The sequence below is a fragment of the Aminobacter sp. P4_H6_2 genome (assembly GCF_056400805.1).
Genome location: NZ_JBFUKO010000044.1, coordinates 1 through 18,816, shown reverse-complemented (window position 1 = coordinate 18,816; position 18,816 = coordinate 1). Strand labels below are relative to the sequence as shown.

Annotated in this window: 23 protein-coding genes; 9 read left to right on the top strand and 14 right to left on the bottom strand. The window is 61.2% G+C overall.

What is annotated here, in order from left to right:
- Positions 1-62 precede the first annotated feature (62 nt).
- The 3 genes from AC1DUU_RS06055 to AC1DUU_RS06045 all read left to right on the top strand — a co-directional run bounded on the left by AC1DUU_RS06055 (position 63) and on the right by AC1DUU_RS06045 (position 1,894).
- Complete coding sequence (locus AC1DUU_RS06055) at positions 63-674, top strand: glutathione S-transferase (RefSeq protein ID WP_476782517.1); 612 nt, start codon at positions 63-65, stop codon at positions 672-674.
- A 2-nt stretch (positions 675-676) separates the two neighbouring features.
- A complete protein-coding gene (locus AC1DUU_RS06050; protein ID WP_476782516.1) occupies positions 677-1,294 on the top strand; it encodes a uracil-DNA glycosylase family protein in 618 nt (205 codons plus the stop codon).
- Between the two features lie 108 nt (positions 1,295-1,402).
- Positions 1,403-1,894 carry an Lrp/AsnC family transcriptional regulator gene (locus AC1DUU_RS06045; protein ID WP_476782515.1) on the top strand — a complete coding sequence of 164 codons (492 nt, stop codon included), beginning with the start codon at positions 1,403-1,405 and terminating at the stop codon, positions 1,892-1,894.
- Here the strand turns inward: AC1DUU_RS06045 and AC1DUU_RS06040 are convergent, their stop codons facing one another.
- The 9 genes from AC1DUU_RS06040 to moaA form a co-directional block, all read right to left on the bottom strand.
- Positions 1,895-2,596 (bottom strand): DNA alkylation repair protein, encoded by a 702-nt coding sequence (locus AC1DUU_RS06040; RefSeq protein WP_476782514.1) that lies wholly within the window; start codon positions 2,594-2,596, stop codon positions 1,895-1,897.
- Positions 2,597-2,607: 11 nt separating this feature from the next.
- On the bottom strand, positions 2,608-3,477 hold the full coding sequence (locus AC1DUU_RS06035; RefSeq protein ID WP_476782513.1) for an NAD(P)-dependent oxidoreductase: 870 nt from the start codon (positions 3,475-3,477) through the stop codon (positions 2,608-2,610).
- A 93-nt stretch (positions 3,478-3,570) separates the two neighbouring features.
- Entirely contained in the window at positions 3,571-4,401 is an 831-nt protein-coding gene (locus AC1DUU_RS06030) for an ABC transporter permease (protein ID WP_476782512.1), read from the bottom strand.
- A complete protein-coding gene (locus tag AC1DUU_RS06025; RefSeq protein WP_476782511.1) occupies positions 4,398-5,111 on the bottom strand; it encodes an ABC transporter permease in 714 nt (237 codons plus the stop codon). The genes AC1DUU_RS06030 and AC1DUU_RS06025 overlap by 4 nt, the downstream gene beginning before the upstream one ends.
- A 135-nt stretch (positions 5,112-5,246) precedes the next feature.
- On the bottom strand, positions 5,247-6,023 hold the full coding sequence (locus tag AC1DUU_RS06020) for an ABC transporter substrate-binding protein (protein ID WP_476782510.1): 777 nt from the start codon (positions 6,021-6,023) through the stop codon (positions 5,247-5,249).
- A 161-nt stretch (positions 6,024-6,184) separates the two neighbouring features.
- Positions 6,185-6,697 (bottom strand): molybdopterin-guanine dinucleotide biosynthesis protein B, encoded by a 513-nt coding sequence (gene mobB, locus AC1DUU_RS06015; RefSeq protein WP_476782509.1) that lies wholly within the window; start codon positions 6,695-6,697, stop codon positions 6,185-6,187.
- Positions 6,697-7,320 carry a molybdenum cofactor guanylyltransferase MobA gene (gene mobA / locus AC1DUU_RS06010; RefSeq protein WP_476782508.1) on the bottom strand — a complete coding sequence of 208 codons (624 nt, stop codon included), beginning with the start codon at positions 7,318-7,320 and terminating at the stop codon, positions 6,697-6,699. Before mobA ends, mobB begins: the two co-directional genes overlap by 1 nt.
- A 2-nt stretch (positions 7,321-7,322) precedes the next feature.
- The gene (locus tag AC1DUU_RS06005) at positions 7,323-8,243 is read right to left on the bottom strand and encodes a DMT family transporter (RefSeq protein WP_476782507.1); all 921 of its coding nucleotides are present in this window, start codon (positions 8,241-8,243) and stop codon (positions 7,323-7,325) included.
- Positions 8,244-8,366: 123 nt separating this feature from the next.
- Positions 8,367-9,362 (bottom strand): GTP 3',8-cyclase MoaA, encoded by a 996-nt coding sequence (gene moaA, locus AC1DUU_RS06000; RefSeq protein ID WP_476782506.1) that lies wholly within the window; start codon positions 9,360-9,362, stop codon positions 8,367-8,369.
- 208 nt (positions 9,363-9,570) lie between these two features.
- Here moaA and AC1DUU_RS05995 point away from each other — a divergent pair, with 208 nt between their 5' ends.
- The 4 genes from AC1DUU_RS05995 (at position 9,571) to AC1DUU_RS05980 (ending at position 12,320) form a co-directional block, all read left to right on the top strand.
- Entirely contained in the window at positions 9,571-9,924 is a 354-nt protein-coding gene (locus AC1DUU_RS05995; RefSeq protein ID WP_476782505.1) for a gamma-butyrobetaine hydroxylase family protein, read from the top strand.
- A 63-nt stretch (positions 9,925-9,987) separates the two neighbouring features.
- Positions 9,988-10,599 (top strand): pyridoxamine 5'-phosphate oxidase family protein, encoded by a 612-nt coding sequence (locus tag AC1DUU_RS05990; RefSeq protein ID WP_476782504.1) that lies wholly within the window; start codon positions 9,988-9,990, stop codon positions 10,597-10,599.
- A gap of 26 nt (positions 10,600-10,625) precedes the next feature.
- Entirely contained in the window at positions 10,626-11,354 is a 729-nt protein-coding gene (locus AC1DUU_RS05985; RefSeq protein ID WP_476782503.1) for a class I SAM-dependent methyltransferase, read from the top strand.
- A gap of 81 nt (positions 11,355-11,435) precedes the next feature.
- Complete coding sequence (locus AC1DUU_RS05980) at positions 11,436-12,320, top strand: protein-methionine-sulfoxide reductase heme-binding subunit MsrQ (protein ID WP_476782502.1); 885 nt, start codon at positions 11,436-11,438, stop codon at positions 12,318-12,320.
- Positions 12,321-12,324: 4 nt separating this feature from the next.
- Here AC1DUU_RS05980 and AC1DUU_RS05975 read toward each other — a convergent pair whose 3' ends face one another.
- Positions 12,325-12,774 carry a MarR family winged helix-turn-helix transcriptional regulator gene (locus AC1DUU_RS05975; RefSeq protein ID WP_476782501.1) on the bottom strand — a complete coding sequence of 150 codons (450 nt, stop codon included), beginning with the start codon at positions 12,772-12,774 and terminating at the stop codon, positions 12,325-12,327.
- 47 nt (positions 12,775-12,821) lie between these two features.
- Here AC1DUU_RS05975 and AC1DUU_RS05970 point away from each other — a divergent pair, with 47 nt between their 5' ends.
- Complete coding sequence (locus AC1DUU_RS05970) at positions 12,822-13,733, top strand: alpha/beta fold hydrolase (protein ID WP_476782500.1); 912 nt, start codon at positions 12,822-12,824, stop codon at positions 13,731-13,733.
- A 19-nt stretch (positions 13,734-13,752) separates the two neighbouring features.
- Here the strand turns inward: AC1DUU_RS05970 and AC1DUU_RS05965 are convergent, their stop codons facing one another.
- The 3 genes from AC1DUU_RS05965 to AC1DUU_RS05955 all read right to left on the bottom strand — a co-directional run bounded on the left by AC1DUU_RS05965 (position 13,753) and on the right by AC1DUU_RS05955 (position 15,970).
- Positions 13,753-14,682 (bottom strand): hypothetical protein, encoded by a 930-nt coding sequence (locus AC1DUU_RS05965; RefSeq protein WP_476782499.1) that lies wholly within the window; start codon positions 14,680-14,682, stop codon positions 13,753-13,755.
- On the bottom strand, positions 14,679-15,500 hold the full coding sequence (locus AC1DUU_RS05960) for a MerR family transcriptional regulator (RefSeq protein WP_476782498.1): 822 nt from the start codon (positions 15,498-15,500) through the stop codon (positions 14,679-14,681). Before AC1DUU_RS05960 ends, AC1DUU_RS05965 begins: the two co-directional genes overlap by 4 nt.
- Before the next feature lie 74 nt (positions 15,501-15,574).
- Positions 15,575-15,970 carry a rhodanese-like domain-containing protein gene (locus AC1DUU_RS05955; protein WP_476782497.1) on the bottom strand — a complete coding sequence of 132 codons (396 nt, stop codon included), beginning with the start codon at positions 15,968-15,970 and terminating at the stop codon, positions 15,575-15,577.
- Positions 15,971-16,245: 275 nt separating this feature from the next.
- Between AC1DUU_RS05955 and AC1DUU_RS05950 the strand changes: the two genes are divergently transcribed.
- Complete coding sequence (locus AC1DUU_RS05950) at positions 16,246-18,117, top strand: L,D-transpeptidase family protein (protein ID WP_476782496.1); 1,872 nt, start codon at positions 16,246-16,248, stop codon at positions 18,115-18,117.
- Between the two features lie 14 nt (positions 18,118-18,131).
- On the opposite strand, the gene AC1DUU_RS05945 is transcribed toward AC1DUU_RS05950, so the two are convergent.
- Positions 18,132-18,596 (bottom strand): DUF982 domain-containing protein, encoded by a 465-nt coding sequence (locus AC1DUU_RS05945; protein ID WP_476782495.1) that lies wholly within the window; start codon positions 18,594-18,596, stop codon positions 18,132-18,134.
- Positions 18,597-18,816 lie beyond the last annotated feature (220 nt).

Here is an 18,816-nt window from a genome sequence, read left to right as displayed (position 1 = left end):
TCTTTCGATTCTCGTAGCTTGAGGGCTATAGTTGCGAGATCGCAGCAACTCGGGAGAAACAGATGAAGCTGTTTGACGGAGGCCGCGCGCCAAACCCAAGGCGCGTGCGGGTGTTCCTTGCCGAAAAGGGCATTGAGGTGCCGATGGTTTCAGTCGACATGGGTGCGATGGAGCACAAGAAAGCGGACGTTGCCACGCGCAATCCCCTGCAGCGCTTGCCAGTGCTCGAACTGGACGATGGCACCATACTCACCGAAACTGTTGCCATCTGCCGCTATTTCGAGGAACTTCACCCGGAACCTGCGCTGTTTGGTCGTGGCGCGCTTGGCAAGGCGCTTGTCGAGATGTGGCAACGGCGCATCGAGTTCAACCTGTTCCAGCCGGTCGGCTTCGCCTTCCGCCACATCCATCCGGCGATGAAGGAGTGGGAGGTGCCGCAGGTCCCGGAATGGGGCGAGGCCAACAAGCCGAAGGTGATCGAGTTCCTGGCTCTGCTCGACAAGGAGTTCGCGTCGCGCGAATTCGCTGCCGGCGACGACTTTTCCATCGCCGACATCACCGGCCTGATTGCCATCGACTTCATGAAGCCGGCGCGCATCGTGGTGCCGGAGGAATTCTCCAACGTGCTGCGCTGGTACCGCACGATTGCCGCCCGCCCGAGTGCCGCGGCCTGACCATGTCTGCCGAACTCGATCAGCTCGTTGTGGAGATCAAAGCCTGCCGCATCTGCGTTGAACAGCCTTTGGGCAAACCCTTGCCGCATGAGCCAAGGCCGGTGGTGGTTGCGTCCTCCCGTGCACGTATCCTCATCGCCGGGCAGGCGCCTGGAACCAGGGTGCATCTGAGTGGCGCACCGTTCACCGATGCCTCAGGCGACCGGCTGCGCGATTGGTTGGGCGTTTCCCCTGAAGCTTTCTACGATCCGGAAAAATTCGCCATTGTGCCGATGGGATTTTGCTTTCCAGGGCAGGACGCCAAGGGCGGCGACCTGCCGCCACGACGTGAATGCGCGCTGGCCTGGCGCGCACGCCTGATGGCGCAGATGCCGCAGATCGATCTGGTGCTGGCGATCGGCCAATATGCGCAGCGCTGGCACATGGGCGCCGCGCGTGGCTCGTCCTTGACCGACACAGTCGCCGATTGGCGTTCGGTCTGGGCGCGCTCGTCGGGCCCGCATGTGCTGCCACTGCCACATCCGTCCTGGCGTAACACCGGCTGGATCAAACGGAATCCGTGGTTCGAAATGGAATTGCTGCCTTTTCTCAGGGCGGAAATCCAACGTCGTCTTTCCTAATCGACATGGAAATCGATACCGAAAATGCGGGGTGTGCGGAGAATTCCTTTCTTGTATGATGGGGTAAATCACAGGATTATGGCGAACCTTTTCTAACGGAGCCTGCATATGGACCGCCTCGACCGGAAAATCCTTCGTCTCCTCCAGGAGGACGCGACTTTGGCCGTGGCCGACGTCGCCAAGAAAGTCGGCCTGTCCACCACGCCGTGCTGGCGTCGTATCCAGAAGCTCGAGGAAGAGGGTGTCATCAAGCGGCGCGTCGCCATCCTCGATCCGGAAAAGATCAACACGCGCGTCACCGTGTTCGTGTCGATCCGCACCAATTCGCACAGCCATGAGTGGCTGCGGCGGTTTTCCGAGGTCATCCAGGAATTCCCCGAGGTCATCGAGTTCTACCGCATGAGCGGGGATGTCGATTACTTGCTGCGGGTCGTCGTGCCCGACATCGCCGCCTACGATGCCTTCTACAAGCGCCTGATCGCCAAGATCGAAATCCGCGATGTGTCGTCGGCTTTCGCCATGGAGCAGATCAAGTACACGACCGAACTGCCGCTCGACTACATGACCCTCGACAAGGAAAGCGGCGCGTCGGCAGCCTGATCAACGCTTCTTCGCGTTCAGTCGTTCAAGCGTCTTCGGATTGGTCAGTTCGCGTACCGCGTCCTTGCCRATCCATCTCGCCGTCTTGTCAGATGAGGCGGCGAGCTTTTCCGACAATGCCAGTGCTGGAGCATGCAGGGCCGGCGAGCGCTTGCCGACCTGGCGCAGCGCCCAGTTCACGGCCTTCTTGACGAAATTGCGCTCGTCAGTGGAATGCGCCTCGACCAGATTCAGCCAGCCGATGAAGGTTTCATCCGGTTCCTTCTTCAGATGCACCGCAGCTGTGGCGATCGCCGAGAAGGCAGAACGGCGGACGAATTCGCGCTCATCTGCTGCATAGGCTGCGATGGTCTCATGGGCGAGCCCGGCATCGCAGAAGAGATAGACGGCGTGATCGACGATCTCCCAGCTGTCGAAATCGGCGGCCATGGCGTCCGCTTGCGCACGCACGACCTTGTCGGGCTCATCCGTAGCAACCGCCAGGATCCGCGCTTCGCGGATGCCGGTGGCCCATAGCGCCCGCGCGCGGTCGTGATYCTGCTTGAGCGCCTTGGCGAGTGGCCGCAGCACGGCATTGGAAATGCCGAGCGCCCGGTCGTTGCGAATACCAAAGCGAGCAATGCCGGCTCGGTCTTCCTCCGAGCCAAGCGTGCGCAGATGCGCGACGATCTCATCAACAGTCGAATCTGGCGACAGCGCCACGGCGGATGGTCCTATTTTTCGAGCCGTGCGAGTAGCGAGGAGGTATCCCAGCGTTTGCCGCCCATGCCCTGCACATCCTTGTAGAACTGGTCGACAAGGGCTGTGACCGGCAGCTTGGCGCCGTTGCGGTCGGCCTCTTCGAGGCAGATGCCGAGATCCTTGCGCATCCAGTCGACTGCGAAGCCGAAATCGTATTTRCCGGCATTCATGGTCTTGTGGCGGTTCTCCATCTGCCAGGAGCCGGCGGCACCCTTGGAGATGACGTCGACGACATTTTCGATGTCGAGACCAGCCTTCTTGCCGAAGTGAATGCCCTCGGCGAGCCCCTGGACGAGGCCGGCGATGCAGATCTGGTTGATCATCTTGGTAAGCTGGCCAGCACCGGCGGAACCCATGAGACCAACCATGCGGGCAAAGGAATCGATCACCGGACGAGCGCGGTCGAAGGCGTCCTGTTCGCCGCCGACCATGACCGTGAGCACGCCGTTTTCGGCGCCTGCCTGACCGCCTGACACCGGTGCGTCGAGAAAATGGAAGCCGCCGGCTTTGGCAGCGGCGTCGAGCTCGCGGGCGACTTCGGCCGAAGCGGTGGTGTTGTCGATGAAGATCGCGCCCTTCTTCATCGAATGAAACGCGCCCTGGGCACCGATGGTGACTTCGCGCAGGTCGTCGTCATTGCCGACGCAGGCGAAGACGAAATCCTTGTCCCTGGCGGCTTCCGCAGGCGTCGGCGCAAAGGCTCCGCCATGCTGGGCGGCCCACTTTTGCGCCTTTTCGGTGGTGCGGTTGTAGACGGTCACGTCGTGACCGCCCTTGTTCTTGAGATGCCCTGCCATGGGGTAGCCCATGACGCCAAGACCAAGGAACGCGACCGATGCCATGGTTCACCCTTTCGAAGTGCAAATATTGTGGTGCCCGAGGTCTATGACATCAGGCGGATTCGTCAAGACGATCGTGGTTGGGCCAGGGTTTGCTCAGCGATGCAGATGGCGGGTGATGCGACGTTCGATCCAATCGACAAAATGGCGCAAGGTTTCGACCAGCGAGAGATAGAGCAGGGCAGCCCAGAGATAGGTCTGGAAGTCGAAGGTGCGCGAAAAGGCGCGGCGCGTCTCGCCCATCAGGTCGTAAACCGTGATGATGGCGACGATGGCCGAGCCCTTGATCATCAGGATGATTTCATTGCCGTACGGCCTGAGCGCGACGATCAGAGCTTGCGGCAGGACGATGTTGTAGAGCGTCTGCAGCTTGGACAGGCCCAGTGCGGATGCGGCCTCCCACTGCCCCTTGCCGACGCTTTCAATCGCGCCCCGAAGGATTTCCGCCTGATAGGCAGCCGTGTTGAGGGCAAAGGCAAAGACCGCGCAATACCAGGCTTCGCGGAAGAAACCCCATAGGCCGATTGCCTCCAGTTGCGGCCTGAACGAACCGAAGCCGTAGTAGATCAGGAAGGTCTGGGCGAGCAGCGGCGTGCCGCGGAAGAAATAGACATAGCCGTAGGAAATTGCGTTCAGCACGCGGTTCTTCGACATGCGTGCATAGCAGATCGGTAGCGACAGGATCGCGCCCAGCACGATGGAGATCGCCACAAGCGTCAATGTCACGCGCAGTCCCGAGAGATAGGACGGCGCATATTTGGCGAAAAGGTCGGGATTCCACGCGCTGAACAGATAGGTGACAAGGCCAAGGCCTAGTGCGATCCAAAGGGCGACAAAGACCCAGCCGAAGATACGTTCACGTGACCATCCGCGAGGCGGTGCCACTGGCCGCAGTGCCTTTGCCGTTGGCTCACTGGTCGAGCTCATCGTTGCGCCTCCCGCTTGCCGACCCAGCGCTCAATGGCGTTGATGCCGAAGGACGAGATGATGGCAAGCACGAGATAGATCAGGCACGAGACACCGAAGAACAGGAAGGCATGCTTGGTTGCCCTGGAGGCGATGCTGGCTTGGCGCAAAATGTCGGTCAGTCCGATTGCCGACACAAGGGCCGTATCCTTGAGCAGGATGAGCCAGAGATTGGCCAGGCCGGGCAGGGCGATGCGCACCAACTGCGGCAAGATCACCAGTCGCATGGTCTGGCGCGGCGACAGCCCTATCGAATAACCGCCTTCATATTGGCCGCGCGGGATGGCGCGAAAGGCAGAAAGGAAAACCTCGCTGGCGTAGGACGAGAACACGACGCCRAGCGCGACCATGCCTGCGACGAAGCTGTTGATATCTACAGTCGTGCCAGGGCTGATAAATTGTACGATCTGCTGGATGCCGATCTGCGCCCCATAGAAAACCAGAAAAAGCGTCAGCAGTTCCGGCAGGCCACGAAAGATGGTGGTGTAGATGTTGCCTGCGAGCCGCATCGACGGTTCGCTCGATTGCTTGGCGAGTGAGACCAGGAAGCCGATCAGCAACCCCAGCGGCAACGTTACCACAGCGAGCGAAACGGTGACGAGCACGCCGTAGGCGAGCGCGTTTCCCCATCCGTCGGGCCCGAAACCCAGAAGCGCCCAAACGCTTTGCATCGGTAGACTATCCCCATTGCATTCCAGCTGCCGGAATGCCGCCGCCTTCAATGACGGCTTGTTGTTGTGCCTATGTTAGACAAACGGCGGGAACTTGTCCCGCCGCCTGTTCAGTCTCGTCAGCCTCTGGTCGGCTCAATCGCCATAAACGTCGAACTTGAAGTACTTGTCGTTGATTTCCTTGTACTTKCCGTTGGCGCGAATGGCTGCAATCGCCGTGGTGAACTGGTCGGCAAGCGCGGTTTCACCCTTGCGGACGCCGACGCCGGCACCTTCGCCGTGGATTTCAGRCATGTTCGGGATCGTGCCGACGATCTTGCAGCAGGCGCCATCCGGGGTGTCGAGCCAACCCTGGATGGACACGAGGTCGTCGCTGACTGCGTCGACGCGGCCATTGATGATGTCCAGCTTGTACTCTTCCGCGCTCGGATAGGACTTGACCGTGCTGTCAGTGAAGACCTTCTCGGCATAGTTGTAGTGGATCGTCGAGCCCTGAACGCCAATGGTCTTGCCAGCGAGGTCGGCCTTGGTCACCCCCTTGATGTCGGTGTCCTTGGGAGCGGCGATCACGGCAGGGGTGTTGATGTATTTCTTGGAGAAGTCGATCTTCTGCTTGCGCTCAGGCGTGATCGACATCTGAGCGATGATGGCGTCGAACTTGCCGGCCTGAAGTGCCGGAATCATGCCGTCCCACTCCTGGGCGACGATCTCGCACTTGACCTTCATCTCGTCGCAAAGCGCGTTGGCGATGTCGACGTCAAATCCCACAAGCTTACCGTCGGGGGTCAGATTGTTGTAGGGAGGGTAGGCGCCTTCGGTGGCGATCGTGAGTTTCTTTTCTTGCGCCTGTGYCATGCCGATGGTCAGCGCAAGCGCTGCCGATGCGGCCAAGGCGATCTTGGAAATACGCATAATGTTCCTCTCTGTTACCATCCGGCCGGTTCCTGTCCATTGCGGCCGTTGGGCGGGTGATCTCCGCCAGTAGCGGCGATACTCCCACTGTTTTCAGTTAAAAATCAATCGTGAAAAGGGCTTTTGCGACGTGGACTCCAGGCGGTCATGATGACGCAGCGTCATTGTTGCTTCAGGCCTGATCGTATTTCGACAAAGTCGGCAATAGCCTTGATGTCGTCGATGCCGAACACCGGCACCTGCTCGTCCTCGGCTGGATGATCGGAAGCGATGGCAACGATCGCGGGGTCTTTCGAGGTCAACGGCGAGCGGTCCTTGGCCTCCAGACGGCGCGCTTCGATCTTGAGATGGTTTTCGCGCTTGTAGCCCTCGACCAGCACCAGATCGCAAGGCGCGAGCCGCGCCAAAACCTGGTCCAGTGTCGGCTCGTCTTCACCACGCAGCTCGTGCATCAACGCCCAGCGGCGGCCCGACACGATGGCGACTTCGGTCGCGCCGGCCTCGCGATGACGAAAGCTGTCGGCGCCTGGCTTGTCGATGTCGAAATCGTGGTGGGCGTGCTTGATGGTCGAGACCTTCCAGCCGCGCCCGACGAGCTCCGTCACCAGCCGCTCGGTCAAGGTCGTCTTGCCGGAATTCTTCCAGCCGGTGATGCCGAAAACACGATGCGCCATCAATTGGCTCCGCCCAAAAGGCGCTCAGCCTCGGCGAGGTCTTCAGGCGTGTTGATGTTGAAGAACGGATCGACAGTCGTTGCGCCGCGCTGCTCGGCTTCAAAATCCACCACGTCTAGGCCTGCCTGCTCGATGAACGTCATAACCCTGCGGGTATCGCCGCTTTCCAGAAAGGCCGCAAGCGCGTCGCGAAGGCAAATCGGCCACAGCGCGAAAGTCGGGTGCACGCGCCCGTTCGAGGCCGCAACGGTGACCCGGCCTCCAGCAGCGCGCGCGGTAAGTTGCCGTGCAAGATCGGTCGGGAAGAATGGCGTGTCGCCGGCAACGCTGAGGAGGTGAGTCACACCATGCTTGCTGACAGCCCATTCCAGCCCGGCAAGAATTCCCGCAAGCGGTCCCTGATAGCCGGCGATCGTATCGGCGATGATTTCAACGCCCAAGTCAGCAAAATGAGACGGGTCGGCGTTGGTATTGATGACAACGGGAGATGCCTGCGGCTGCAGCCGGTCGAGCACCTGGTGGATCAAAGGGCGCCCGTTGAGCGGCAGCAGCGTCTTGTCGGTGCCGCCCATTCGGCTCGAACGGCCGCCGGCAAGGATCAGGCCTGCCATCTCAGTCGCCATGGCTACACCCCGTCGGGCGCCATAGAGGCGCTAGTGCTCTCGGCTGCCGGCCGGCCTTTGCCGACGACGCGCTCGCGATAGAGCGAATAAAGACCTGACGCGACGATGACGGCCGCACCTGCCATCATCGCGAAGTCCGGGACATCGCCGAAGACTACGATGCTGAGCGTGATTGCCCATATCAGGGCAGTATAGCGGAACGGCGCGATGAAGGAGATTTCACCTTCGCGCATCGCCATGATGACGAACTGATAGCCGAACAGCACTAGGACCGCCGCACCTGCGAGGAACAAGACGAGGTCGAATGTCATCGGCACCCAGCCACCGAAAGGCACGATCGTCAGCGCCCCGGTGATGGTGATGATGATGGTGGTGACGGTCGACACGAACAGGGATGGGACGTGACTGGGGATCTTGCGCGTCGCAAGGTCGCGTACCGCGCAAAAGGCTACCGAGAGCAACGCCAGGATCGAAAAGGCGTTGAAGCCGTCGAAGCCGGGACGCACGATGATTAGCACGCCGCCGAAGCCGGCGGCGATCGCGACCCAACGGCGCCAGCCGACGCTCTCGCCCAGAAACAGTGCCGCCCCCATGGTCACGCCCAGCGGCAGTGCCTGGAGCACCGCGGAAATGTTGGCCAGCGGCAAATGCGGCAGGGCAGCGAGAAAACACACGGTCCCGCCGACTTCGCCGACAAGGCGCAAAAACACCATGTGATGCCAGTACTGGCGGATCCCCCTGAGCGCGCCCTGCTGCCACGCCAGCAGGCTGATCAGCGTGGTCGCGAACAGTCCGCGCACCAGCATCAACTGGCCCGGATTGATCGTCTGGGAAGCGAGCTTGCTCAGCGTGTCGTTGAAGGTAAAGGCGGCCATCGCGACGACCATGAACATAGCGCCGCGAATATTCGAGGAAAGTGGCAATTGAGCTTTCCGTTGCTGCTKTTGCATACGGCTTTAGCATCGGTGCGCGAAACAGCAATGGCAAACGCATGGACCAGCGCGCACCAAAGCCGATTATGGCTCTGGACGACATGGTTGCGCCGTTCAGCCGCCAGTCACGCTCATATGACGAGAGACGGACGGACGATTGGTGCGACGGTCGATGATGAAGTCGTGGCCCTTGGGTTTACGCCCGATTGCCTCGTCGATTGCGTTCGACAACAGCTCGTTGCCCTCGGAGGTCCGCAGCGGCGCCCTGAGGTCGGCGGCGTCTTCCTGACCGAGGCACATATAGAGCGTGCCGGTGCAGGTCAGCCGCACCCGGTTGCAGCTTTCGCAGAAATTGTGCGTCATCGGCGTGATGAAGCCGAGCCGGCCGCCGGTTTCGGCAACTTCGACATAACGAGCAGGACCGCCAGTCTTGAACGGGATGTCGGTCAACGTGAACTGCCGTTCGAGATTGGCCCTCAGCAATGACAAAGGCATGTACTGGTCGGTACGGTCGGCATCGATCTCGCCCATCGGCATGGTCTCGATGACGGTCAGGTCCATGCCACGGCCATTGGCCCAACGCAGCATGTCCGGGATCTCGGCGTCGTTGAAGCCCTTGAGCGCTACCGCATTGAGCTTGATGTGCAGGCCGGCCGCCTGTGCCGCGTTGATGCCTTCCATCACTTTGGAGAGATGGCCCCAGCGCGTGATGGCGTGGAACTTGTCGGGATCGAGCGTATCGAGCGAGACATTGATGCGCTTGACGCCGCAATCGGCGAGCTCCTGGGCGAAGCGAGACAGCTGCGAGCCGTTGGTGGTTAGTGTCAATTCCTCCAGCGCGCCGCTATCGAGATGACGCGACAACTGGCGGATCAGGTGCATGACGTTCTTGCGCACCAGCGGTTCGCCACCGGTCAAGCGCAGTTTCTTGACGCCCTTTTCGATGAAGACGGTGCAAAGCCGGTCGAGTTCTTCGAGCGAGAGCAGGTCCTTCTTGGGCAAGAAGGCCATGTCCTCGGCCATGCAATAGGTGCAGCGGAAATCGCAGCGGTCGGTCACCGACACGCGCAGATAACTGATCGAGCGACCGAAAGGATCGATCATATCCATGGTCTGCGCTTCCGTTTCCCGTTTGGTGGCGTCTTGTTCAGCGCCTGCATGCTACGGCTATGTTGTACGCTTGAGCCTGTCAATCAAGATGAAAGTTTCTTGCCCTGGGGTAGCGTCGCTCGCTTTGTCACATTAGCGCGGCGGATAGTGCTTTTCGCAGCGTTCGAAGCGCAGTAGTGAAAGGCAGTTCAAAATTGCAGGACGGATCATGACGGCACCGAAAGAACYGAGGGTCTCCAAGGACCGCAAGCTGTTGACGGTGACCTTTCCCGACCATCGCCCCTCCGAGCTGCCAGCCGAGTTGCTGCGTGTGCTTTCGCCCTCGGCCGAGGTGCAGGGCCACTCACCGGAACAGCGCGTGACGGTTCCGGGAAAGAAAGAGGTTACGATCCTCAAGATCGAGCCAGTGGGCAATTACGCTGTGCGTATCACCTTCGACGATTTCCACGACACCGGTATCTTCACCTGGAATTACCTGCACACGCTTAGCCACGAGAAGGACAAGCGCTGGCAGGAGTATCTCGACGAGCTGGCGAAAAAGGGGCTGAGCCGCGAGCGGTAACTGTCTTCGGCGGTTCACATTGGCCGGCTAAGTGCGGCAGGAGCAACGCAAGAGGGGCAGGCGATGTCGGTCATATCAACGGTGGAACAACTCGAAGCGCTTTACGGCCTTCCCGGCGAAACGTCGCTGGTCAAGGAGCTCGACCACGTCATTCCCGAATACGCCGCCTTCATCGAGGCTTCGCCCTTTGTGTCCTTGGCAACCAGCGGACCTGAGGGGCTCGACTGCTCACCGCGCGGCGATCTGGCCGGCTTCGTTCGTATTCACAATGCGCGCACGCTGATGATGCCCGACAGGCGCGGCAACAATCGAGCGGATTCGCTGAAGAACATCATCCGCGACCCGCGCGTGGCGCTGCTGTTTCTTGTGCCGGGGTCGGGCACGACGCTACGGGTCAACGGTCGCGCCCACATCAGCATCGATGCCGAGCTGTGCGCGTCCTTCACAGTTGAAGGCAAGCCGGCGCGCTCGGTGACTGTGATCGAAGTCGATGCGGTCTATTTCCAGTGTGCCCGCGCCATCGTGCGTTCCGAGCTGTGGAACCCCGAACGGCATGTCGACCCGAAATCGCTGCCGACGCCTGGGCAAATCCTTTCCGTCACCAGCCGCGAAAACATCGACGGCGAAACATACGATCGCGAATGGCCCGAGCGTGCCAAGAAATCGATGTGGTAGGTAGCTGCCTCCCAGTGAGTACGTCCATGACCCAGAACATCTACGACAATCCCGATTTCTTCGAAGGCTATAGCGGCCTCAACCGATCTGTCGAAGGTTTGGCGGGCGCGCCGGAATGGCCGGCTTTGCGCGCGCTGGTCCCTGACCTCGAAGGCCGCAAAGTCGTGGATCTCGGCTGCGGTTTTGGCTGGTTTAGCCGCTGGGCACGCGAGCAGGGCGCTACCGAGGTGCTCGGCCTCGACGTGTCGGAGAAAATGCTGGCCCGTGCCCGAGAGATGACGCCCGATGCTGGCATCACCTATGAACGCGCGGACCTCGAAAAGCTCGCGCTGCCGGAAGCCTCATTCGATCTTGCCTACAGCTCGCTTGCCTTCCACTACATCGAAAACCTGCCCGCGATGTTGACGAATGTGCATCGCGCGCTTGTGCCCGGCGGTCGGCTGGTCGCCTCCGTGGAGCACCCGATCTACACCGCGCCGACGCATCCTGGCTGGTCGGTCGATGCCAGCGGCAACAAGACCTGGCCTATCGAAAACTATCAGGTGGAGGGTCAACGCAACACCAATTGGCTCGCCAAGGGGGTGATCAAACAGCATCGCACGATCGGCACCTATCTCAATTTGTTGATCGGCCGTGGCTTCACCATCGCCCATGTCCAGGAGTGGGGACCGAGCGATGCCCAGATCGAGGCGTGGCCGGCATTGGCGGAAGAGCGGCTGCGGCCGATGATGCTTCTGCTTGCGGCTGATCGCTAGGCCTCAAAACAAAGTGATAGCCGTCGGTGTAACTCCGGCGGCTTTGGCGACGTATACCGGCAAAACTGCTGGAGCTTTCGCATGACGCCTTGGACAGACCGTGCCGGAAAATTTTCGCCGCTGAAGGCTACGGCATTTGCCGGCACATTGGTGCCGGTCTTGCTGCTTGCCTACTACGCGCTGGCAGGCTTTCCGAAAGGGGCCGGCGCTGGCACACTGCTTGGCCCGCGACCGTTCACGGCGGCGATCCATGAAACCGGCGACTGGGCGATCCGTCTCCTTTTGTTGTCTCTGGCGGTCACGCCGCTGCGCCGCATCGGGCAATGGCCGAAGCTGATCCTCATCCGCCGCATGCTCGGGGTGGCGGCGTTGTCTTACGCGCTCGGGCATCTGGTGCTCTATTTTTTCGACCAGAATTGGGATGTGCTGCGCGTGGTCAGCGAGATCGCGCTGCGCATCTATCTCACCATCGGCTTTGTCGCGCTGCTTGGACTGGCCATCCTTGGTGCGACGTCGACTGATGCGGCGATCAAGAAGCTCGGGCGCAACTGGAACCGGCTGCACAAGATCGTCTATGGCATCGGCATCCTGGCGGCGCTGCATTTCTTCATGCAGTCCAAAGCCGACGTCTATCAACCGACCTTGATGGCCGGCTTCTTCATGCTGCTGATGTTTTACCGGCTGGCGCAGTGGCGCGGGTTCAGCCTGACGTCGCCGCTGGTGCTCATTGGCATCGGGGTTGCCGCCGCTCTGTCGACTGTCCTCGTCGAAGCGGCGTGGTATGGGCTTGCCACCGGCGTGCCGCCCAGCCGTGTGCTCTGGGCCAATCTGCAGTTTTCCTACACCATCCGACCGGCATGGTGGATCCTGGCGACAGGCCTCGGCGCGGCTGTACTCGGTTATGTCAGGTCGATAGGCAAGGCCGACGTGCCACGGGGCAGGCGGGCTGCCAGGGCACCAGCCTGAGCAGCTATTCCTTCAGGGCGTCGGCGACGCGCAGCATATGCGCGCCAATCAGGTCGCATTGCTCAGGGGTCGAAGCGCTCATCGCCTTTTCGATCAGCGCGCCATAGGTCTTCAGCGCCCGCATCAACAGAGATTCGCCGTCTCCGGTCAGCGTCAGCCGCATGATGCGGCGGTCCTTGGCGTCGGCCTCGCGGCTTACCAGCGCGCGCTTTTCCAGTTGCGGCAACAGCATGGTGATGTTCGAGCGCCCGACCAAARGCTTGCGGGCGAGGTCGTGCTGCGACATGCCGGGATGGCGGTACAGGTTCATCAGCACATCGAGCTGTGCCGGCTTGAGGTCATGCGGCTGCAGCGCGCTCGCCAAGGCACGCTCCATCGAGTGGCACGCTTTCGCCACCGCGACCCAGTTGCGGAATCGCGGGTTGTCCCACGGCAAATCTTGCTTATTGTTCATGATTGAACTATTATGTTCATGATTGAACTTATGGATGGACAATCACTATGGCATCAATCGGGCTGAAGGTCATCCGGCGGCTGTTCGGTATGGCCGAGCTGGTTTCGCCGCGTCTCGCCGGCCGTGTGGCTTTCGAGCTTTTCCGGCGCACGCCAAGCGAACGGTCGCTGTCCGAAGGCGAAAAGCGCGCCATCGCCAAGGCGTCCGATTTCATGGCGGAGGCCCGCCATCACCGAATCAAGACGCAACGCGGCTGCGTCGCCATGCACGAGTTTCGTCGGGCTCAGGAGCGCAGCGACCGAGGCACAGTGCTTGTCATCCATGGCTGGCGCTCGCGCACCGAATATATGCGGGCGCTGATCGAAGGCTACCGGAATGCCGGCTATCGGGTGATCTCAGTCGACCTGCCGGGCCATGGCGGCTCGCTCGGCCGGGCGCTGGACATGGCCAAGGCGGTCGAAGCCGTCAACCTCGCAGCCCAATGGTTTGGTCCTTTCGAAGCGATTGTCGGCCATTCCTTCGGCGGGGCGGTGGCCGTCAACGCGGCTACCGGCACGGTCAAGGGTTTCGCGCCGCTGGCGGCAGGACGGCTTGTGCTGATTTCAGCGCCCGATTCGATGCCCAGACTGTTTGAGGAGTTTGGCCGCTACATCAAGCTCGGGCCAAAATCGCAACGCGCCATCGCAAGCCAGGTCGAGCGCGTCACCGGCACGCCGATCAGCCATTTCGTCAGCTCCAGGCTGCTGATGCGGCTCAATGTTCCGACCCTCGTCATCCATGCGCCAGACGACAGGGAGGTGCCGGCGACGGAAGCGCGTGCCATGGCAGGGGCGGGCAGCCATGTCAGGCTGTTCTGGGCCGACGGGCTCGGCCACAGGCGCATCTTGTCCGCTGCGACGGTGGTGGATGAGGCGGTCGCCTTCCTGGCTGACGCGCCTGAACTCGCCACCGTTCACTAGCGAAGGCCCGCGCCCGCGTTCAGATTGGCTTCAGCAAAGAAGTTCGCAGCATGTCGTAGGTGGGCGCCAGATCACGAAGAGCCGCCGCCGCAACAACGTCGTTGCCGACAACCAGCGGATATTGCATCGCGCCGATGAGGCGCGCCTGCTTGCCGGCGATCTGTGCCGCCCCGGCATATCCGGCTCGCGCCAGGCAAGTCGCGGCGTCGGCGGCGCGGCGGGCGCCGACCCGGACCGCGAAATGGATCATGTGACCTCGCAACTCGTCGTCGCATCCGGTCTCGATCCTTGCCGCCAGTGCTTCAGCAGCCTCGCCATTGCCGAGGCTGCCTGCGGGCATGCCGAGATCGCCTTCCATTGACAGCCAGCGGATTGCTGCGGGGATGGACGCCTTGATGATGTCCACCTCGGTGACTTTGGCAATGCGATTGAACCCGGTCCGCATCGTGTAAGGCGTGCCGTAGGTCAGGGTCTTGGCGCTCCATGCGGCGATGAAGTCGGCGATCGGTAGGCAGGCATAGGGATAACCCTGCGGGTCATGCATCAAAACGCATTCGTCATCGACTTCCAGGACAACGACATAGTGATCGGCCTCGATCGGCCCACGCATGCCCGGCTGGTGACGGAGGTGCCCCATCTCGACAGGACCAATCCAGACCGGCCCGCCAGCGAGAGCCGCCTTGAGGCGGGCCAGGGCTTCGCCGGCGTCTCCGCCTTGGGTAACAGTCGATGTCCAGCCAATTGCCGAAAGCGCGTCTTCAAAACCTTTCTCGGGATCCCAGCCGTATGGATCGAAGAATGGCATCGTTCCGCCGATTAGTTGCATGCCGAACGGGCTGCCGGTCGCGACTTCGATGACAGCGGTCGAGGGAGAATCGGCCCCGAACATCATGGCGAAGGAATTGGCGTAGCAATACGGGCCGGAGCCCGTGTACGAAAAATGCGTCATGGCAAGCTCTCTTGCGGGGTGATCGGATAGACGACGTCGAAACGCGCGCCGCCGGTTCCGGGATAGGTCTCGTAGGGACTGTCGGTGCAGCTCAAATCGCTTCGCGCGTCGAGCCRCGCTTCAAGGGTGTCGTAGACGCGCAAGATGGGCGGGAAATCCTCATAGGCCTTGGGCACCGGCATGTAGACCTCGCGCCGTGCCGGCTGCAGCCAGATACGCAAGTCGCCGGCAGGCTCGATGCTCCCTTCATAGGCGATGGCGACCTCGACCAGGCCTTCGCTGTCGCGGCTGATGACGTCGTGAAAGTGCACGCTCATTGCCCCGTCGTTCGGCAATGCCTGGGCATGCAGATGCGCGCGGATATCGGCCTCGGCGCGGGCGACGAAATCGTCCAGGACCTCGACGCTTACCTGGCGCTGGCGCGACACGACCTTGCTGGTCGCTATCTCGCGCAGACCGATCGCCTTGGCCAATGCCGGTTCACCGCCATCGGCTTGCCGGGCAAGCGCCCGCACACCTTCAGCCTGCTCGGCCAACAGGTCGTTTTGCGCGGCCAGCCATGTTTGTAGCTCGACGACGCGCGCCTCAGGCGCGAGCTCGACGAGCCGTGCAACGCGGGCCACTGGCAGGCCGAGCCGGCGCAGCTTTGCGATCAGCCGTGCACGCGGCGCCTGTTCGGGTGCGTAGTAGCGATAGCCTGTTTGCGGGTCGACATAGGCCGGCGCCAGCAGGCCTTGTTCGGCATAGAGCCGCAACGCCTTTGGCGACAGTCGTGTGGCGGCTCCGAAACGCCCTGCGAGAAGATAAGAATCGGTCATGAGCGCATGTCTAGGGTCAGCCCTTGGGGCGAGGTCAAGCGCTCGGAAAGGCTTTCGCCATGGCGGTCCAGGCCTCAGCTTTTCTTGTCGCCCGGTTCGGTCGGCAGGCCCGCTGCACGCCAGGCGGTGAAGCCGCCGAGAATGTGGCGAACTGGCTCCAGCCCCATCTCCTGAGCGGTCTTGGCGGCCACTGCCGAACGCCAGCCGCCAGCGCAAAAGAAGACGAAACTTTTGCCGCTGGAAAAGAACGGCTTGTGGTATGGGCTCTCCGGGTCGATCCAGAATTCGAGCATGCCGCGCGGGCAGTGCTGGGCCCCTGGAATCTTGCCTTCGCGCTCGACTTCACGCGGATCGCGCAGGTCGACAAAGACGGTTTCGGCATCGTCAAGCAGCGTTGCCGCTTCCTCCGGCGACACCACCTCGACCACCGCATTGGCCTCGTCGAGCAGTTCCCTGTAGCCCTTTTTCATCTTGCCCTCGCGCCAATCCTGCTCAACGCCATCCTTATCGGCCAATTGATCGCATGAAGCAGCAAGGCCTGTCATCCCGGCTGCATCATGCCAGTGGCCCGGCAACCTCACGATGATGTGAAACTGTTCGGCAACAGCTATCGGGAAATTTATGGAAGCTTAACGTTATCGGTATGAATCGAGACAGTCGCGCCTTACATCAGCCATTCGGCGACAGGAATTCTTCCCCCGGTGCATAGGATTCCAATGCAATTTCCGGCAAGGTTGGGTGTTTTATGACGTTTTCTTTCCTGAAAAAGCCGATTTCGCTTCCGCTGGCCGCCCTGGCCGCGACGCTCGCCATGGGAGCCCCGCAGGCGGGCGCGCAGGGCTTGTTCCAAATGCTTTTCGGCGGCACGAACAGCCGCGAGCCGCGCCAGCCACAAGCCGAATTCCCTCAAGCCCCTTCGCACCAGAAGAAGCGGGCGCCGGCCCCGGCAGCCAAGATCAGCGCGCCGTCCTACTACACCTATAAGACCGACCCGATGGTGATGGTCGATTTTTCCAAGCTGGTCGCCGGCACACAATCGGTATCGCTGGACCCGTCGCTTGCCGGTACCGCTTTCCGCGAAGCGCTCGCTGGCCTCAACGGCTTCGACCTCGTTGCCGAAAAAGACATCGCCAAGGCGCTACTCGATTATTATTCGGCCAATCCCGATTTCATCTGGGTGAGCGATCACACGGCCAACAGCCGTGCCGAAGACGCGATCCGCACACTGAGCGACGCCGCCAGCCATGGGCTGATGCCGGCAGATTATGCCGTGTCGGTGCCGCCAGCCACTTACCCGGCTGACGACGCGGCTGGCCGGCTGAAGACGCTGATTCGATTCGAGATGGCGATGTCGGCGCGCGCGCTGCGCTACGTGCATGATGCGCAAGGCGGCAGGATCGATCCGAACCGCATCTCCGGCTATTACGACTTCGCGCCCAAGCCGCTCGACATGGTGGCCACGCTCAAGGCGCTCAGCCAGGCGCAAGATGTCCGCGCCTTCCTTGAATCAAAGCACCCGCAAAACCCGGAATACAAGGCGCTGCGCGTCGAGCTCGAGGCGTTGAGAGCGAGTGAGGAAAACGACATCGTCGTTGACCCCAAGCTGCTGCTAAAGCCGGGCGAGACCAACCCCGAGCTTCCCAAGCTTTTGCATCTCATTGCCCGCGATCTCGATGACGAGATGGGTGGCGAATATGGCGAAACCCTTGCCCGGCTCGGTAACAGCGAAGACTATTCTTCTGAACTGGTACCTGTCATCGAGGCCGTGCAGAAGCGGGCAGGGCTCAAGGCCGACGGCGTCGTTGGTCCACGCACCGTGTCGATCCTTGCCGGCACATCCAAGGCTGATCGTCTCGACAAGGTCCTGGTCGCGCTTGAACAGCTACGCTGGCTGCCGTCCGATCTGGGTAGTCCACGCGTTTTCATAAATCAGCCGGCCTACACTGCTAGCTACATCGATGGCGGCGTCGAGAAGCTCAAGATGAAGACGGTGATCGGAAAGTCCACCAACCAGACCAGCTTCTTCCAGGACGATATCGAGCAGGTCGACTACAACCCTTACTGGGGGGTGCCGCAGTCGATCATCGTCAACGAGATGCTGCCGCGGTTGCGTAGCGACCCGTCCTATCTCGACCGGGCAGGCTACGAGGTCACCGATTCCAAGGGCAGGCGCATTCCCTCGTCAGCGATCGACTGGGGCCAGTATGGCGCCAAGGTGCCTTTTAGCGTGCGCCAGGCGCCGAGCGAGGCCAATGCGCTGGGCGAACTCAAGATCCTGTTTCCAAACAAGCATGCGATCTACATGCACGATACGCCGCAAAAGGCGCTGTTTGACCGCGACAACCGCGCCTTCAGCCATGGCTGCATCCGTCTTTCCGATCCGCGCGGCATGGCGGCCGCCGTGCTCGGCACCGATGTAGATCATATTGCGGCAAAGCTGAAACAGGGCCACTCGTCTGAAAAGGTCACGCGCAAGATCCCGGTCTATGTCGCCTATTTCACCGCCTGGCCTGACTTCAACGGCAAGGTTGAATATTTCGGCGATGTCTACGACCGCGACGCACGGCTGAAGGACGCGATGGCACGCACCGACGCCGCGCGGGCTCCAAGCATCTAATATCGCGTCACCCGTCAGACCGGCAGGCCGCCGCGTCTGCTTTTGGTCGCGACCATCCATGCCTCGACCGACATGGGGTTTTGCTCAAGGATGTTTGCCGACCTTGCAAAACTCTGCACAGCACTACGCGCGCCTTCGACTGGAAATTGACCGTTGCGTGCTGCATGGCAAGCGCGCGCGGCTACGCTGTAGATCGGTCCTCGGCGTGTCTCTGGCCAATCGGTCRGAAAGGCGATTGCGTCGGTTATGCAGGCGATTTCGCAAGTGACGTGTTCGTGCTTGACGAATAGCGGGCGACTGAAAGCCTTGGCTTTCATCACTTCCTCCATTTTCTTGGGCGTCTTTTGAGCAAGCGAAAACTGCCGACCTTCGGCAGTTGCCAAAAAGATGGGGCGGTAATGTAAGCGGTCAAGGGCAGTCGTTTCAGCTCTGCCGTCTAGCGGGGCGCGGACTTGATGAGGCAGGTCCGGCGCCGCCAAACCCACCCACCAAAAGGTGGTGGTGATTTCTGTCCACCGATTGCTGCTGGGGAAGTTGGCGGATGGCCGACGCCACACTCATTTAGTGGATGTCCGGCGTCGCGTCGGCCGCTCCATCCGCCCAATTACGAACGTTGCGCCTTGAAGGCCCCGTTTGCAATTAGATCAATGGATTGATGCGCGGTTAAGAAGAGGGAAGGGGCTGTGCAATGGCTACGTG

Bases quoted from the DNA above. Each gene is read 5' to 3' on its own strand.
- AC1DUU_RS05955 (WP_476782497.1), bottom strand. From the start codon at position 15,970: ATGAAAAAGGGCTACAGGGAACTGCTCGACGAGGCCAATGCGGTGGTC.
- AC1DUU_RS06030 (WP_476782512.1), bottom strand. From the start codon at position 4,401: ATGAGCTCGACCAGTGAGCCAACGGCAAAGGCACTGCGGCCAGTGGCA.
- AC1DUU_RS05980 (WP_476782502.1), top strand. From the start codon at position 11,436: ATGACGCCTTGGACAGACCGTGCCGGAAAATTTTCGCCGCTGAAGGCT.
- moaA (WP_476782506.1), bottom strand. From the start codon at position 9,362: ATGGATATGATCGATCCTTTCGGTCGCTCGATCAGTTATCTGCGCGTG.
- AC1DUU_RS05990 (WP_476782504.1), top strand. From the start codon at position 9,988: ATGTCGGTCATATCAACGGTGGAACAACTCGAAGCGCTTTACGGCCTT.
- AC1DUU_RS05985 (WP_476782503.1), top strand. From the start codon at position 10,626: ATGACCCAGAACATCTACGACAATCCCGATTTCTTCGAAGGCTATAGC.
- AC1DUU_RS06050 (WP_476782516.1), top strand. From the start codon at position 677: ATGTCTGCCGAACTCGATCAGCTCGTTGTGGAGATCAAAGCCTGCCGC.
- mobA (WP_476782508.1), bottom strand. From the start codon at position 7,320: ATGGCGACTGAGATGGCAGGCCTGATCCTTGCCGGCGGCCGTTCGAGC.
- AC1DUU_RS05965 (WP_476782499.1), bottom strand. From the start codon at position 14,682: ATGACGCATTTTTCGTACACGGGCTCCGGCCCGTATTGCTACGCCAAT.
- mobB (WP_476782509.1), bottom strand. From the start codon at position 6,697: ATGGCGCATCGTGTTTTCGGCATCACCGGCTGGAAGAATTCCGGCAAG.
- AC1DUU_RS05970 (WP_476782500.1), top strand. From the start codon at position 12,822: ATGGCATCAATCGGGCTGAAGGTCATCCGGCGGCTGTTCGGTATGGCC.
- AC1DUU_RS06045 (WP_476782515.1), top strand. From the start codon at position 1,403: ATGGACCGCCTCGACCGGAAAATCCTTCGTCTCCTCCAGGAGGACGCG.
- AC1DUU_RS06055 (WP_476782517.1), top strand. From the start codon at position 63: ATGAAGCTGTTTGACGGAGGCCGCGCGCCAAACCCAAGGCGCGTGCGG.
- AC1DUU_RS05950 (WP_476782496.1), top strand. From the start codon at position 16,246: ATGACGTTTTCTTTCCTGAAAAAGCCGATTTCGCTTCCGCTGGCCGCC.